13 protein-coding genes are annotated in these 14,821 nt (G+C 44.8%); 5 read left to right on the forward strand and 8 right to left on the reverse strand.

What is annotated here, in order from left to right; all coding sequences use genetic code 11:
* The first annotated feature begins 72 nt into the window (after positions 1-72).
* The gene (locus tag ACO05V_RS15730; protein ID WP_421853507.1) at positions 73-777 is read left to right on the forward strand and encodes an alpha/beta fold hydrolase; all 705 of its coding nucleotides are present in this window, start codon (positions 73-75) and stop codon (positions 775-777) included.
* 116 nt (positions 778-893) lie between these two features.
* Here ACO05V_RS15730 and ACO05V_RS15735 read toward each other — a convergent pair whose 3' ends face one another.
* From ACO05V_RS15735 to ACO05V_RS15750, 4 genes are all read right to left on the reverse strand, one after another.
* The gene (locus ACO05V_RS15735) at positions 894-1,979 is read right to left on the reverse strand and encodes an ABC transporter ATP-binding protein (protein ID WP_421853510.1); all 1,086 of its coding nucleotides are present in this window, start codon (positions 1,977-1,979) and stop codon (positions 894-896) included.
* A gap of 4 nt (positions 1,980-1,983) precedes the next feature.
* Complete coding sequence (locus ACO05V_RS15740; protein ID WP_421853514.1) at positions 1,984-2,901, reverse strand: carbohydrate ABC transporter permease; 918 nt, start codon at positions 2,899-2,901, stop codon at positions 1,984-1,986.
* On the reverse strand, positions 2,894-3,787 hold the full coding sequence (locus ACO05V_RS15745) for a carbohydrate ABC transporter permease (RefSeq protein ID WP_421853517.1): 894 nt from the start codon (positions 3,785-3,787) through the stop codon (positions 2,894-2,896). The genes ACO05V_RS15740 and ACO05V_RS15745 overlap by 8 nt, the downstream gene beginning before the upstream one ends.
* A 68-nt stretch (positions 3,788-3,855) precedes the next feature.
* On the reverse strand, positions 3,856-5,088 hold the full coding sequence (locus tag ACO05V_RS15750) for an ABC transporter substrate-binding protein (protein WP_421853520.1): 1,233 nt from the start codon (positions 5,086-5,088) through the stop codon (positions 3,856-3,858).
* Between the two features lie 451 nt (positions 5,089-5,539).
* Between ACO05V_RS15750 and ACO05V_RS15755 the strand changes: the two genes are divergently transcribed.
* On the forward strand, positions 5,540-7,240 hold the full coding sequence (locus tag ACO05V_RS15755; RefSeq protein ID WP_421853523.1) for a glycoside hydrolase family 3 protein: 1,701 nt from the start codon (positions 5,540-5,542) through the stop codon (positions 7,238-7,240).
* Between the two features lie 42 nt (positions 7,241-7,282).
* On the opposite strand, the gene ACO05V_RS15760 is transcribed toward ACO05V_RS15755, so the two are convergent.
* Positions 7,283-7,441: a hypothetical protein gene (locus ACO05V_RS15760; RefSeq protein WP_421853526.1), complete on the reverse strand. Its 159-nt coding sequence runs from the start codon at positions 7,439-7,441 to the stop codon at positions 7,283-7,285.
* A gap of 79 nt (positions 7,442-7,520) precedes the next feature.
* Between ACO05V_RS15760 and ACO05V_RS15765 the strand changes: the two genes are divergently transcribed.
* From ACO05V_RS15765 to ACO05V_RS15775, 3 genes are all read left to right on the forward strand, one after another.
* Positions 7,521-8,519, forward strand: a complete 999-nt coding sequence (locus ACO05V_RS15765) for a Bug family tripartite tricarboxylate transporter substrate binding protein (RefSeq protein ID WP_421853529.1) — start codon at positions 7,521-7,523, stop codon at positions 8,517-8,519.
* Between the two features lie 122 nt (positions 8,520-8,641).
* Positions 8,642-9,835 carry a CaiB/BaiF CoA transferase family protein gene (locus ACO05V_RS15770; protein ID WP_421853532.1) on the forward strand — a complete coding sequence of 398 codons (1,194 nt, stop codon included), beginning with the start codon at positions 8,642-8,644 and terminating at the stop codon, positions 9,833-9,835.
* A 178-nt stretch (positions 9,836-10,013) separates the two neighbouring features.
* Complete coding sequence (locus tag ACO05V_RS15775; RefSeq protein WP_421853534.1) at positions 10,014-10,532, forward strand: hypothetical protein; 519 nt, start codon at positions 10,014-10,016, stop codon at positions 10,530-10,532.
* Positions 10,533-10,538: 6 nt separating this feature from the next.
* Here the strand turns inward: ACO05V_RS15775 and ACO05V_RS15780 are convergent, their stop codons facing one another.
* From ACO05V_RS15780 to ACO05V_RS15790, 3 genes are read right to left on the reverse strand one after another with little or no spacing between them, the layout of a single operon-like run.
* A complete protein-coding gene (locus ACO05V_RS15780; protein WP_421853537.1) occupies positions 10,539-11,786 on the reverse strand; it encodes a methyl-accepting chemotaxis protein in 1,248 nt (415 codons plus the stop codon).
* Positions 11,787-11,788: 2 nt separating this feature from the next.
* Positions 11,789-13,858 carry a methylmalonyl-CoA mutase family protein gene (locus tag ACO05V_RS15785; RefSeq protein WP_421853540.1) on the reverse strand — a complete coding sequence of 690 codons (2,070 nt, stop codon included), beginning with the start codon at positions 13,856-13,858 and terminating at the stop codon, positions 11,789-11,791.
* Positions 13,855-14,820, reverse strand: a complete 966-nt coding sequence (locus tag ACO05V_RS15790) for a Pnap_2097 family protein (protein ID WP_421853543.1) — start codon at positions 14,818-14,820, stop codon at positions 13,855-13,857. Before ACO05V_RS15790 ends, ACO05V_RS15785 begins: the two co-directional genes overlap by 4 nt.
* Position 14,821: the final 1 nt, after the last annotated feature.

A 14,821-nucleotide genomic window follows, 5' to 3' on the forward strand; every position in this document is an offset into this window, starting at 1 on the left:
GGTCATAAAGCAAAGAAAGATTGTTACTCTTGAAGAAGTTTTTTTAAGACAGTCAACAATTAGGATAATCATATGACGACACTTATTACGGTTCCCGGCATCATGTCAGACTCACGCACATGGGCTCCTGTCGCCGACGCCCTTAAAAGCTATGTGGAGCATGTTCATACGGCAGAAACAACCATAGACGACACGCTTGAAGCGATGGCTGCCCGAGCACTAAGTGACACTCAAGGTGACTTAATCGTTATCGCTCATTCCATGGGCGGTCGTGTTGCAATGGAAATGGGCAAACAAGCACCAGAACGAATTAAAGCCATGGTGCTGTCCAGCACAGGGGCTGAAGGTCCTGGCGCAAATGAAAAAGCTCACCGTGAAACTCGTATTGCCGAAGCCAATGCAGACATGAAAGCTTACGCACGTAATTGGGCACCAAAAGTATTGTCTAGCGACAACGCAAAAAATGAAGAACTGATTGCCAGTGTACGAGCCATGGTGGAAGACTGTTCGGCTGAGGCTCACGAACGCCAAAACCTTGCACTACTTCATCGTCCAGATGCGACCCAATACATCGGCAAATTTTCATTTCCTGTGCTTTTAATCACCGGCGCAGAAGATCACCTTTCTACTGAAGCCGTTCACAGTGCTATTGCCGCACAAATCCCAGGTGCTAAATCCTTGGTATTGGCTAATTCAGGTCATCTACTTCCATTTGAGCAACCTGTCGTTGTTTCTCAAACAATCCAAGAGTGGCTAAAAGAAAAAGCAGTTATATAAAATACATAGGCGAACCTTTACGCTAACAAAAAAATACCGCGTCTATCGCGGTATTTTTTTGTTATAAAAAGCCAGCGCCACAAATATGGCGCTGGCTTTTTGTGTTACGCGATCACTTACACTCGCAATTCTTCTACTTTATCGAAAAGCGAAGCACGGGCTGGATCAAAACCAATACGGATTAAGTCATTACTGGCAACAGGAACCTGTCCCTCAACACGGAAGCGAATCGGAGTTCCATCCAATGAAGACCAAACCAGTGTTTCAGATCCCATTGGCTCAACCAATTCGGCACGAACTTCAAAACTAACAGGAGACGCATCAGCTGCTTCACCAATAACGATATGTTCTGGTCGAATCCCAAACCAAACCTCACCGCTAAAGCCAGAGCGCGCAAACTCATATTCCGCCAGTGAAATGGACTTCCCTGCGATGGTAACCGAAGGGCTGGCGGTATTCTCCAACTTAGTATCAAAAAAATTCATCGAAGGCGAACCGATAAAGTCCGCGACGTATTTGTTAGCTGGCTTATTGTATATCACGCTTGGTGTATCCAATTGCATCACCACACCACCTTTCATAATGGCGATCCTATCGGCTAAAGTCATTGCTTCAACCTGATCGTGTGTCACATAAATCATTGTGTTCTGCAGCGTCTGATGAAGACGCTTAATCTCAACACGCAAATCAGCACGTAATTTTGCATCAAGATTTGAAAGCGGCTCATCGAATAGAAACACATCAACATCACGAACCAAAGCACGACCAATCGCTACACGTTGGCGCTGACCACCAGAAAGTGCAGCAGGTTTACGTTTTAACAAAGGCTCTAACTGCAGAACTTCCGCCGCTCTTGCCACACGTTTTTTGATTTCGTCCTTTGGCATTTTGGCATTTTTCAGACCAAAGGTAAGATTCCCTTCAACGGTCATTTGTGGATAAAGGGCATACGACTGAAACACCATACCGATACCACGATCTGAAGGTTCTGCCCATGTCACATTGTGACCATTAATATGAATGCTGCCTTCTGTTGGCTCTAAAAGACCAGCAATACAATTTAGTAAAGTCGACTTACCACAACCCGACGACCCGAGAAGTACAAGAAATTCGCCTTGGCCGATGTCTAAATTAAGTTCACGTAACACAGACACATTGCCGAAATCTAACTTAAGATTCTGAATAGATACACTTGGTTGCATAATGTTATCCTTTCACCGCGCCAGCAGCGATGCCGCGCACAAATAGCTTACCAGAGAGAAAATAGATAGTGAGCGGAACAATGCCTGACAAAAGTGTTGCTGCCATGTTTACATTGTACTCTTTCACACCTGTCACAGAGTTAACGATGTTATTGAGTTGGACTGTCATTGGGTAATTGTCCGGTCTAGTAAAGATCACCCCAAAAAGGAAGTCATTCCAAATTGCCGTTGTTTGAAGAATCACCGCCACAACAAAAATAGGCATGGACATGGGCGCCATGATTTTAAAGAAAATCGTCCAAAATTTTGCGCCATCAACACGAGCCGCTTTAAACAGTTCTTCTGGAACAGAAGAAAAATAGTTGCGAAATAACAATGTTAAAATAGGCATACCAAAAATAGTATGGACAAGAATCAAGCCACCAAGCTCACCGTAAAGACCCACTTCACGCAATAAAACTACGATTGGATAAATCATCACTTGATAAGGAATGAACGCACCAATCACCAAAATAGTGAAGAATACGTTTGCACCTTTAAAACGCCACATAGAAAGGGCATAACCATTAACAGACGCCACAGCAATCGAAAGCAGAACAGACGGCACAGTGATCATGACCGAGTTCCAAAAGCCACGAGACATCCCTTCACAGTTCAAGCCCGTACACACCGTTGACCAAGCTTTCACCCAAGGCTCGAACGTAATGTCCATCGGCGGTGCAAAAATGCTGCCCATTTGAATTTCTGGCAAGCCTTTTAATGACGTCATCAACATCACGTAAACCGGCAACAAATAATAAATAGCAAGCACAACTAATACGCTATAAATCATAATGTTACGATTAGAAAATATCGGGCGAGGTTTCGCGCCTGAAGCATGTGCTGGACTTGGGCGTTGCATATTTTTCGTTGCATCAACCATTTTTCTTTCCTCCAAATTCAAGGTAGGCCCAAGGGATAATGACAAAAACGACCGCGACGAGCATCATGGTTGATGCAGCGAAACCTTGTGCAAGGTTTTGCGATACAAACATAGCGTCAAAGACAAATTTTGCGGGCACTTCAGAAGCCAAGCCTGGACCACCACCCGTTTGGGCAATAACCAAGTCATACAATTTAATAATGGCAGAGGTAACAAGAACCAATGTTGTGACAAAAACTGGGCGCATCATCGGAATAACGACTACAAGATAGGTTTTCCAAGCTGGAATACCATCAACCTTTGTCGCTTTCCAAATATCTTCGTCAATACCACGAAGTCCAGCCAGCATGAGACACATTACCAACCCGCTGGTATGCCACAAACCAGCAATCAGAACGCCATACAACACCGTATTCGGATTATATAAAGGGTCAAAAGTGAAATTTTCAAAGCCTAAACCGCGTACCGCATTCTGTATTCCATACTCAGGGTTCAGAATCCATTGCCAAACCAAACCGGTCACAATGAAACTTAGAGCGTAGGGGTAAAGAAAAATGGTACGAAAACCATCTTCGAATCGAATCTTTTGATCAATCAAGGCAGCAAGTAAAAAGCCAATAACTAACGCAAGAATCAACATAAGAATCCCGTAAACCGCTAGGTTTTCGATAGATATTATCCACCGACGAGATTCCCAAAGTCGTTCATATTGCGCGAGGCCAACCCACTTACTAGAAGGCAAAAGACGCGAATTAGTAAAAGAATATACAACTGTCCAGACAGAGCATCCTAAAAAAATCACAAGCGCAGTGAGCACCATCGGAATGGCTGCTATTTTTGCGCTAAGATTCTTAAATAACCCTGACGGTTTTCCGCTTTGCAGCATTGGAAACCCTCCAAATTAAATAGTGAGAATAAGCGCGAACACCATACAAAGCCTTCGCGCTTCAGGACCTAGTCAGCCGAGCTAATAATGCTGGCAAACTCTTTTTGAGCTTGTTCTGGGGTAAAACTAGGATCTGCAAAGAATTCGACCATCAAGTCGGTAACCCGACCCACAGTGTCTGGAGAAACCATAGTATTAATAGATTCGACAATATGGCCTTGTTTGAGGATTTCTATGCCTTTTTTCATGCAAGGAGTAGCGTCAGATAAATCGACATCTCGGCGTATAGGGAGTGCGCCTTTAGCCTTAGTAAATGCGGCTTGTGTTTCTGGATTAACAATGACGCTCGCGAGAGCATTTTGTGCCTTAATCGTTTCAGCATCATCGACTTTAGGGAAGTAGAATGCATCGCCAGCAGCGGTAATATACTCATTCACACCAAGACCCGCGACACAGGTAAAATCATCGCCTGCTTTTAAGCCGGCTTGAGTAAATTCACCTTGCACCCAATCGCCCATAATTTGACCACCAGCACGACCATCAATAACAAGACGTGTGGCTTCGTTCCAAGCTTGCACATTGGAACCTTTCATCAAATCACGTGCTTCGTCAGCCGCTTTAAACACTTTAGCAACGTCTTTACCAGCAGCATAGTCGGCATCAAGCTTGCCATACACACGCTCAAACAACTCAGGCCCACCAATGGAAACCATCAGCACATTGAACATAAGTTGCTTCTGCCAAGACTGCTGGCCTTGAGCCAAAGGAATGATGCCTTTCTCACGCAGCTTAGGTGCAGAGGCGACAAACTCACTCCAGTTTTGTGGAATAGCAAGACCGTTATCGGTATAAACCGAATTATTCAGCCAAAGCCATTGTTGAGAATGAATATTGGAGGGCACACAATACAACTTACCTTCGAAAGTACAGCTTTCTAACAAAGACTGAGGATAGATTTTCGTTTTCCATCCTTCTGCATCTGCGACCTCAGTAATGTCGCGCATTAAGCCCGCTTCAATAAGTTCTCGCATCGCCTGACTATGTGTAAATTGCGTAGCACCCATTGGGTCACCACCAATAATACGACTAGTAATAAGCGGACGTGCAATACCACCAGCTCCGGCGATGGCACCGTCTGTCCATGTATTACCTGTTTTTTTATAGGCATCTGCAATGACGCGAATGGCTGCTGCTTCTGATCCAGAGGTCCACCAATGAGTAACCTCTAAATTCGCAGCAGAAGAGAATTGGGAAAATGCGGCCGTCAACAACCCTAGTGAAATTGCTTTTGAAACGTTCATTATAATCCTTAATTATTATTTTTCGGTAATGATGTGGCTCTCTATATCTAAGCTAATCAGCGTCAATATTTATTCCTGAGAACCTCACTAACTTTTCGTTTTCAATGAAGATCACCAATCATACTAACGAGGTGCAAAAACTTTGCTAGCAACCAAAAATCAGTCTAGATCAAACATTTTGTAATACTAAGCATCTATTTTTCCACAGTACCTTCATAATCCCTTCGTAATACGTGCACAAGAGCTAAAAACTTAACCATTGTTAGCACAATAAAACGGCAGTCCTGTCTATATATCAAAACGATATGTCTTTATGCGTATTGAGAATCGCCAACGAATCAAAAGATTACCAACATAAAATGTTTGTCTAGACCTAACTTATAGGTTGCCCATAAGTGGATTTGTTACGTTATCCTCACAATAAATAAGAATTCTGACGAGCCCTAACAATATGAATAAAAACAGCCTTCCGTTAACAGATACGCAACTTAGCTCTGCTCCCTTTTATCTTGATACAGCTGCAATAAAATGGGTAAAAGAGAGTTTCAACCAGCTTGAAATAGATGAAAAGATCGCTCAAATCATTCTTCCGATGTGTCGTGATTTATCCGAGGAAGGCATTAGTGCCATGATGGCTTTACGGACTGGCGGCGTGCACCGCTTTCCTAGCTATAGCGAAGAAGAGTTACGTCGTTCAGCGCAGCAACTTATAGAACACAGTCCTATTCCACCACTGTTAACAGCTGATATAGAAATGTCTGAAAAAGCCAGTATCAAAGTCGGCACTTCTTTCCCAAATCAGATGACAGTTGCGGCAACAGGAGACCCACAAAGTGCTTATAGAATGGGCGCCATAGCAGCTCGTGAAGCTCGATATATGGGCTTTGGAATCAGCTGGACGCCAGTGGCTGATCTTGCATTAAACTTTCGTTCTAACGCAGTTAACACTAGAAGTTTTTCTGACAACATTGAAATGACTAATGCCTTCGTGTCTGCTTATATAGATGGCATGCACGACAATAACCTCGTGGCTTGTGTTAAACATTTCCCTGGTGATGGGTTAGATGAACGCGACCAACACTACGTCACCACTCACAACACCATGTCTATGAAAGATTGGCGCGCTAGCTTTGGAAAAATCTACAACACAACCATCTCTAAAGATGTCCGCATTATCATGGCGGGTCACGTCACCCTACCTGATTATTACTCTGAATTAGGAGAAGCCACGCTTAGCAAAGCTCATATTCCAGCCTCATTAAATGGCGATCTTCTTCATAACTTGCTCCGCAAAGAACTTGGCTACAATGGCGTTGTCGTTTCAGATGCGACGGGGATGGCTGGTTTTACCTCTTGTGGTGATAGAAAAGACATTGTGCCGCTTTGCATAGAAAACGGTTGTGACATTTTGCTATTCCCCCGTGATATCAAAGAAGACATGGGATTTCTAAAAGCAGGACTTGCCAACGGAACCTTATCTGAAGACCGTTTAAATGCCGCCGTACTCAGAATATTGGCATTAAAAGCGTCGATGGGATTGCACTTAAAAGAACCTGCCGTACCAGATACTAGCCGACGTAATGAACTTTTAGGTACAGAAGAGCATAGAGAATGGACAACAGAGGTCGCACAAGGCGCTGTTACCTTGGTTAAAGACACTCAAAACCTGCTGCCTATTTCTCCAAAAACGCATAAACGAATTTTACTCGCAGAGAGTCGTAACAGACGTAGCCCTTCTGCGTCCATGCCGGATTTAGAAATTCCCGCCATGCTTGAAGCGCTTGGATTCGAAATTACACGAGTGACACTAGGAGAACCTTTCGACACCACAAATCAAGACATTGGCCTTTATCTCATGGCGGAAGAGGGTTTATCTGGCAAAGAGGTTCTTGGGCCACAATGGGAACGAATGCACGGCGCATTTCCTTTAACCATGCAAAGAATGTGGCAACACATACCGACACTTTATGTATCTCTTGGCTCACCGTTTCTCACTTTCCATATGCCGGATTGCCCCACTTATATAAACGCTTACAGCGCCGTACTGCCGATGCAAAAGGCCGTGGTTGATGCGTTAACAGGTGTCATTCCTTTTCGGGGTGTCAGTCCAGTGGACGTGAGCTGCCAACTGCCTTTCTTCAAAACCTGTTAGAAAAAAATGAATTAGTCACCAATTAAAACGGCCGATTTGTTATTAGGTAAAACTGCCGCTGCCTAATAATAAATCGGCAGAAAGTTGAGGCGAAATGAAAATGATGGCGTTCCAAAGCTCTTTTAAGACTTTTATCAAGCCAAAAATCAGGTCCCCTAACCTTTGGTAACCCAAGCCATTACTTATGGTCAGTAGCTCCATCTCTTACCTTCTGCGACTCTTTCTATGGGGAACACACCCTTCTCTTCCAACAAAAATAAACAATAAGGGAGATCATCGAATGATGGTTCATAAGATATTTAAAAATACCGGTAAATTTCTAAGTATTGCGACTATTGCGCTCTCCGCTACCGTTGCGACAAGCTCAGCTTACGCAGAAAGTGATTGGCCCACGGGTCCTGTAAAAATGATTATGCACACCAAAGCAGGCGGTTCTGCTGATGTGTTTATTCGCACTCTGGCGAAAAGCCTAGAACCACAAATTGGGCAAGAAATTATTGTCATCAACTCCCCGGGCGGCGGTGGTGCCAGCCAAATGGGACGAATTCGTCCAGCAGATCCAGATGGCCTGACTCTGGGTATCAACACTCTTACTCACTTCACTGGCATGCTAACCAATCTAAAAGGCACCTTTGCTTTAGATGATTTTTCATGGATCGCTTCCACTCAGGAAGACGCTATCATTTTCTTTGTTAAAGAAAATTCTGACATCAAGAACATTGATGATTTGATTACTAAAGCACGCAGCAATAATGGCAGCATCAGCATAGGTGGTTTTGGCCCAATTGGGTCCATGCAAAATATTGGCATGTCTATGTTGGCAAAATCAGCTGGTGTCGATCTTAAATGGGTCGGTTTCAATGCCACACCAGATATTATCTCTGCGTTATTGGGAGGACATGTAGATGTCGGTATTTCAAACTTGGGCGCCCTAAAATCATTTTTTGATGCCGACCGAATCAAAGGCTTAGGCGTGCTTGGCGAAAAACGTTTATCCAGCTTACCTGACGTAGCGACCATTACCGAACAAGGATATGACGTTGATAATAGTTGGTTGCAGGTTCGAGGCGTCTTTGGTCCCGCTAACATTCCGATGGAAACACAGCAAAAAATCGCCGATGCCTTCCATAAAGCCATGCAATCAGATTACTACCAACAATACGCTCGCGCGGCTGGCGTAGAAGATTCATTAATGGGACCCGAAGCTTACACCGCCTTTGTAAAAAATATCTCAAAGGTTGCGAAAGTTCAGCTAGAAGAAGCTGGTGTCTTAAAATAAATGCTACAGGTTAGCTGGATCGCTCACCATCCTTAAACACCGAAAACACAGACAAGGATGTCTTTGGACAATAACAACATCAGGCTTATCTGAGACCTGATTACTAAGAGGTCAACATCCCCATGCCAAAAGCATTTGATAAAATCCGCGTAATAGACACAACCCATGTTCTTGCTGGTCCGTTTGCCAGCTATCAGCTTGCTGTTCTTGGCGCTGAAGTCATTAAAGTAGAATCGCCTGATGATCCAGACCAAGCTCGCCTACAAGGCTCAGACAGAGCATTAAACGATATCGGCATGGGGACGGCATTTATGTCACAAGCGTCCAATAAAAAAACGCTTGCTCTGGACCTAAAAACCGAAGCCGGAAAAGAAGCCATGAAGCGCCTTATTAGTACCGCCGATGTCTTTGTTGAAAACTATCGTCCAGGTGCCTTTGAAGCCCTTGGTTTAGGCTATGAAGAAATGTCTAAACTAAATCCAAAACTCATTTACTGCTCTATTTCAGCGTTTGGATCCACAGGGCCACGCCGTGAGCTAACCGCTTATGACAATATCATTCAAGGTTTTTCCGGCATGATGGCAATGACAGGCCATGGCGACGGCAGACCACTAAAAAGCGGCGCACCAGTCGTAGACTATGCCACTGGCACCACCGCCGCTTTTGCTATTTCAACTGCTCTTTTTCAAAGAGAAAGAGAGGGTGGCAAAGGCCAATTTATCGACGTATCCATGCTGGATGTCGCCATGGTTCTCTACAGTTCTCACATAACCAGCTATATGTGGAATGGCAAACACCCTGAGGCAAAGGGCAACGTCTATCCTTTCGCTACTATTGGTTGTTATGAAGCATCGGACGTTCCTATGATGATTGCAGCATCGAACTTGGCTCAACAAAAAGCCTTATGGACCGCGCTCGAACGTGAAGACATGATCAAAACCAACAATAACCAGCGCTTAGACGGCCATGCCGAAGAAGCCGCCGTGTTAGCCAGTATTATCAAAACGCAAACGGCCGATTACTGGGAAGCATTTCTAAATGAAAGACGTATTCCTGCTGCTCGTATTCGCCGTATGGAAGAAGTCATGGCCGATCCGCAAATCGCCGCTCGTAATGCAATACAAACACTGAATGATCCAGACAGCCAAGTAAATGGCTTAAAGGTGCCAGTGTCTGCGTTTAATTTATCCAGCAGCCCAGCACAAGTGAACAAAGCCCCTCAGCCAGTCGGAGCGCAAAGCGCAGAACTACTCAAAGAGCTTGGCTACTCCGAACAAGACATCGCCAAGATGCGAGAACAAGGCGCCACAAACTAGGTATCTAGCGAAATACCATCGTATTTTTCCAAAGGGCGAACTCATTCCAGATAATTCGCCCTTTTTACCGTATAAAATACATTCAAGATAAGCATAAATTTTATCGTGACGAGGAACTTAACTCAGCGCTAGAATTCCGTTTGACAGTACTTTTTCTTTTCCATCAAAGGCCACAACAATGATCTACACAGTGGAATGCTCATTCAATGATCCAGCTAAAGAAGCAGAATGGAATAAGTTTTATAGTAACGACAAACTGCCCGCACTTATTTCTGTCAACGGTTTCTTCACCTCTCAACGCTTCATTGCATTAACCAAAGACTGCCCGCGTTATCTCGCCATACACAGCATAGACGAAGCAGACGTACTAACCAGTCAACATTACAAACAAGCTGGCGGCGGTAACTTTGCTAAATGGCAAGAACACATCACAGATTGGCACCGCAATATTTACGATATGCCCAAACGAGCACAAGCCGTGAATGACGATGAATACTTACTTTGTAGCGAAGAATCGCCGCAAGCTTTGCTAGACCTTGGGTTGGAACCCACTAGGTTAAACGCCATTGCATTAGATAAACATCCTGCAAAGCGTTGGTTGGCGGTAGCTAGCCATCTCTCATTAGATGAAATCAAAGCTGGCTCAGCAAAAATCCATATCTACCAAGCCATGGGAAAACAACTTAAAAGTTTTTAATAGCTTTTAAGAGCGCTGCAATAACTGATTAATAAAGAAAGTAGACTTTTCCCTTAACATCTTCGCTTGGCCATTTAGTGATTCTACCGATTGGCTCATCTGTAACGCTTCATCGTTGACGCTTTGCGCTTGATGATAAATTTCACTAGATGACTGTTGAGCATCCTCTGCTTGATGAACCAAGGCGTTAAGCCTTTCCCGAATGTCATGGGTTGACGTTCGTTGAAGCTGAACACTGTCGGCTACTTCTTGGGAGATATTATTAATCTGATTAATAATCACTGACGTGCTTTCTAATCCTTTAATGGTTTGTTCTATGGTGGTTCGCACCAATTCAATTTGATCCGAAATACTGTCAGTGGCTTGGGAGGTTTGCGAAGCAAGGTTTTTCACCTCCGATGCGACCACCGCAAAGCCTCGCCCAGCTTCGCCTGCTCGGGCCGCTTCAATCGCTGCGTTCAAGGCCAAGAGATTGGTTTGATCCGCGATGGATTTTATTAACCCGATGACTTCGCCAATATTCACCGCCGCAGACGACATTTTCTGAATCAGAGCATCCGAACGCTGCGCCTCTTCAACACCACTTAAAGAAGCATCCGTTGCTTGAGAAATCTTTTCGGAGATCACTTTTGACCCTTCCCATAACTCTCCCACAGAGGTCGAAAGCGTTTGCATATTTTGCGCAGAAGCGTCGGTTATTTCCGAGGTTCGTTGTGCTTCTTTTAGTGTCGTTTGAATCGCTGTTACCAAATGCCCAGACGACGTATTAAGGCTTACTGCCGAATCATTAATATCATTAGCAACACTTTCTACATCGTCTTTAAATTGATTGGTAAAGCCTTCTAACAGCTCTTTATTTTCCAAAATTGAAATCGTGTATGCCGTCTTTCCGACCACACTCAAGGTCACAATAGCAGAGGTGGTAAAGTTGCCCCCATCGGCTTTTTTATAGGTTAAACCACCACGCCAATATTGATACTTTTTTAGCTGGACTTTACCTTCATCCATCATCTCATCACGGGTTCTGCCACCTGGCTGAACCTCATTTAAAATCGTATTAAGGTGCTTCCCTTTTAACTGAGACAGGGATTTATAGCCCAGCGCCTTCAACATGGCGCTGTTCACAAAAGCCAAGCCTTTGTTTCGGCCTGAACCCAAGCAATTAATAAAAGCGGGAGACGATAAATTTTCAATCACTTTATGCCCAAGAGCTTGCTGACCAATGAATTGACTAAATAAAGTCGTTATTTTCATCTCTAACATCCTTTCATAATTCGGTGGCGTTCAAACAGACTATTGTTGTCCTTTGACGATGCAAGCAGAATGCCATACAAGCTCAAAGCGATATCATTAAGACTATTTTTTGCGGTAAAAACAGCATCGATCCCCATCTGTTCTAACGTATGTTTGTCTGACGCAGGAATCACGCCACCTATGAAAATAGGGCAATCAGTACGGATTTTTTGAGTAAGTTGTGTAACAAAAGGAATATGCGCTCCCGATAAAATCGATAAGCCAATGCCATCGTATTGATACATCCCATCTTGCTGGATAATGTCGTCAAGGCTAGAAAAAATCGGTAAGTAATCCACTTCGATACCAAGGTCTCGAAGTAAAGAAACAATCACTTTCGCACCTCGGTCGTGGCCGTCCAAGCCTACCTTAGCGACCAATAAGCGCAGTGGCCGACCTAACTGGCTAGACAATGCTTGATAACGCTTCACTGTATCCGCCTCAAGATGGGCATTAAATGGCGCCGATTCTATGTGTTCCGGTTTCAGATAACGCGAGTGTTCATCCGTCAGCGCCTTGATGCATTCCCCAACCGTGGCTCTGGCTCGGATCGCCTCAATGGTAAAAGGCATAAGGTTTTGCTGATTCCTTGCCGCCACTCGCAACGCCTGTAAAGCACGCTTAACAGCGGCATCGTCTCGTTTTAATTTTAACTGGGCGAGCTTTTTTGATTGTTGCAACAGCGTTTTATCCGAGGCGATTACGCGCTCATTTTGAGGGCTCGATGACACACTTTGATAGCAGTTTTTACCCACGATTTTTTTGTTTAGTGCTTCTTCATCCATGGCAGTTTGTAACGCTTGCTGATGAATAAAAGCCGTTAATTGACCCGAGGCTACCAGCGCTAACACTCCTCCCTCGGCCTCTATATTGCTTTGCATGGTTTGCACATACTCGATCATAGTTTGGGTCGCGCTTTCCATCATGTAAGAGCCGCCCCACGGATCCACCACGTCGCCGATGCCGGTTTCATGTTGTAGAATAAGCTGTGTTTCCAACGCTACTTTGCTGGCCTGATCCGAAGGCAAAGAAATCGCTTCATCATAAGAGTTGGTATGCAGAGATTGCGTACCACCGAACCCCCCCGCCATGGCTTCGATTGTCGTACGCACAATGTTATTAAGGGGTGAACCCTCCGTCAGTGACACACCCGAGGTTTGGCAATGCATTTTCAGGCGCTTGGCACTCTCGGAACGAATGCCAAATTCGTCTAATAATTCACTCCATAAAAAACGCGCGGCTCTTAGCTTTGCCACTTCTTTATAGAAACTCATGCCAAGACCAAAGAAAAAACTTAAGCGTTTAGCGACGAATTCTAGGTCGATGCCTTGCTGTTGAAAATGAGTTAAATACGCTCGTGCATTGGCCATGGTTAGGGCAAGCTCAAGTTCTGGGGATGCTCCCGCTTCTTGGAAGTGATAACCCGAAATCGACATACTATTAAAGCGTGGCATGTGTGCAGAACAATAGGCCACCACATCGGACACCACACCCATGGAAAACGCTGGTGAATGAATATAGGTATTGCGGGCAATGTACTCTTTGAGAATATCGTTTTGAATCGTGCCGCTCAGCTTATCAGGCGCGACGCCCTGCTCTTCGGCAGCCACAATAAAACACGCCATAATGGGCAATACAGCGCCATTCATCGTCATGGACACACTGACATTGCCAAGATCAATGCCATCAAACAACACCGCCATATCTTCAACAGAATCAATGGCAACGCCCGTTCGCCCCACATCGGCGGCCGCCAGATCATGGTCTGAGTCAAAGCCTAAATGCGTGGGCAAATCAAACGCCACCGATAAACCCGTTTGCCCTTGCGACAAGGCGCGCTTAAAAAACGCATTGGTTTCCAGTGCTCCTTCAAAACCAGCGTATTGACGAATCGTCCAAGGCTTTTGCTGATACATTTTTTCATATGGGCCACGCACAAAAGGCGCCGTTCCATGGGCATCACGCCAAGAGTCAGCCGTTTCTGGCACCATCGAATACACGCCTTCGATCTTGGCTAAAGAAGGCGCTTTCATGATTCGCCCCCTACATCTGTTGAATTTTTTAAACCAGCTTGCTTCTCTTGAAATCGGACAAGTGAATGATCCAGATAGCGTTTTCGAGTGATGACATTGGCAATAAGAGCGTGATCCGATTGACGATAAAGGCGCCCGCAATGGCTCAGCAATGATGAGTCTTGATCAGCAGATGGCATGACGTACAGGTCAGCTTCTAATCCATCGTCTAGATTGATATTGCCATAGTAGCAAATAGTACGTTCAACGGTTTGCCACAAGGCCATACTGTTTCGCTCAGAAGTGTGATTGAGCGCTTGTAAATCTGATTGAAAAAAGCGTTCAGCGCGATCTATCACGGCTTGAAATTGCGCGAAATATAAGAAATCCGCCCCATTAAAATCCGCATAAGGACAAGGCTGATACAAAAAAGGCCGCTCACTGACAGACAGTGCCACATCGGACAAGGTTCGCCCTACTTTGTGTTGTGCCATCATTTGGCTTGCCGCCTCGCAAGCGAACCAATCACCCTTCGCCATTTCACCACGAGCAACACTTTGGTTATTACCAAGTTCGGATCGGCTGACAAAGCTGGATAACAATGCCACTTGAGCGATAGGCTGCCTAGCCATCCCAACGCTATCCATATCGCCTTCTTCGAGATAAAGATCATGACAGCTATATGAACGAGATGGTGAGACACGCGTCAGCTGCGTCTCTATCCATAATCGGCTGTTTTCAGTCACTTGGTGCAATGCCGCGTAACTGATTTTCACCACAAGAAACGCGGCGTACATATGTCGACCTTGTTGATCGACAAAGTTTGGAGTAGGTAAATCAAGGCGTTTTGCTAACGCAAGCCAATGTTGATGACCGCATTCCTTGAGTAGCCAGTTTTCACTCAAACCGCCCAAGGCTAACTGTGGCATTCCAATAAAATAGTCTTGCGAGACAGAAACGTAATCCATTGATTTTTCTGCCATA

The sequence above is a fragment of the Marinomonas sp. genome (genome assembly GCF_965225885.1).
GTDB lineage: Bacteria > Pseudomonadota > Gammaproteobacteria > Pseudomonadales > Marinomonadaceae > Marinomonas.

Bases quoted from the DNA above. Each gene is read 5' to 3' on its own strand.
- ACO05V_RS15735 (WP_421853510.1), bottom strand. From the start codon at position 1,979: ATGCAACCAAGTGTATCTATTCAGAATCTTAAGTTAGATTTCGGCAAT.
- ACO05V_RS15785 (WP_421853540.1), bottom strand. From the start codon at position 13,858: ATGAAAGCGCCTTCTTTAGCCAAGATCGAAGGCGTGTATTCGATGGTG.
- ACO05V_RS15750 (WP_421853520.1), bottom strand. From the start codon at position 5,088: ATGAACGTTTCAAAAGCAATTTCACTAGGGTTGTTGACGGCCGCATTT.
- ACO05V_RS15745 (WP_421853517.1), bottom strand. From the start codon at position 3,787: ATGCTGCAAAGCGGAAAACCGTCAGGGTTATTTAAGAATCTTAGCGCA.
- ACO05V_RS15775 (WP_421853534.1), top strand. From the start codon at position 10,014: ATGATCTACACAGTGGAATGCTCATTCAATGATCCAGCTAAAGAAGCA.
- ACO05V_RS15790 (WP_421853543.1), bottom strand. From the start codon at position 14,820: ATGGCAGAAAAATCAATGGATTACGTTTCTGTCTCGCAAGACTATTTT.
- ACO05V_RS15765 (WP_421853529.1), top strand. From the start codon at position 7,521: ATGATGGTTCATAAGATATTTAAAAATACCGGTAAATTTCTAAGTATT.
- ACO05V_RS15770 (WP_421853532.1), top strand. From the start codon at position 8,642: ATGCCAAAAGCATTTGATAAAATCCGCGTAATAGACACAACCCATGTT.
- ACO05V_RS15780 (WP_421853537.1), bottom strand. From the start codon at position 11,786: ATGAAAATAACGACTTTATTTAGTCAATTCATTGGTCAGCAAGCTCTT.
- ACO05V_RS15760 (WP_421853526.1), bottom strand. From the start codon at position 7,441: ATGGAGCTACTGACCATAAGTAATGGCTTGGGTTACCAAAGGTTAGGG.
- ACO05V_RS15730 (WP_421853507.1), top strand. From the start codon at position 73: ATGACGACACTTATTACGGTTCCCGGCATCATGTCAGACTCACGCACA.
- ACO05V_RS15755 (WP_421853523.1), top strand. From the start codon at position 5,540: ATGAATAAAAACAGCCTTCCGTTAACAGATACGCAACTTAGCTCTGCT.
- ACO05V_RS15740 (WP_421853514.1), bottom strand. From the start codon at position 2,901: ATGGTTGATGCAACGAAAAATATGCAACGCCCAAGTCCAGCACATGCT.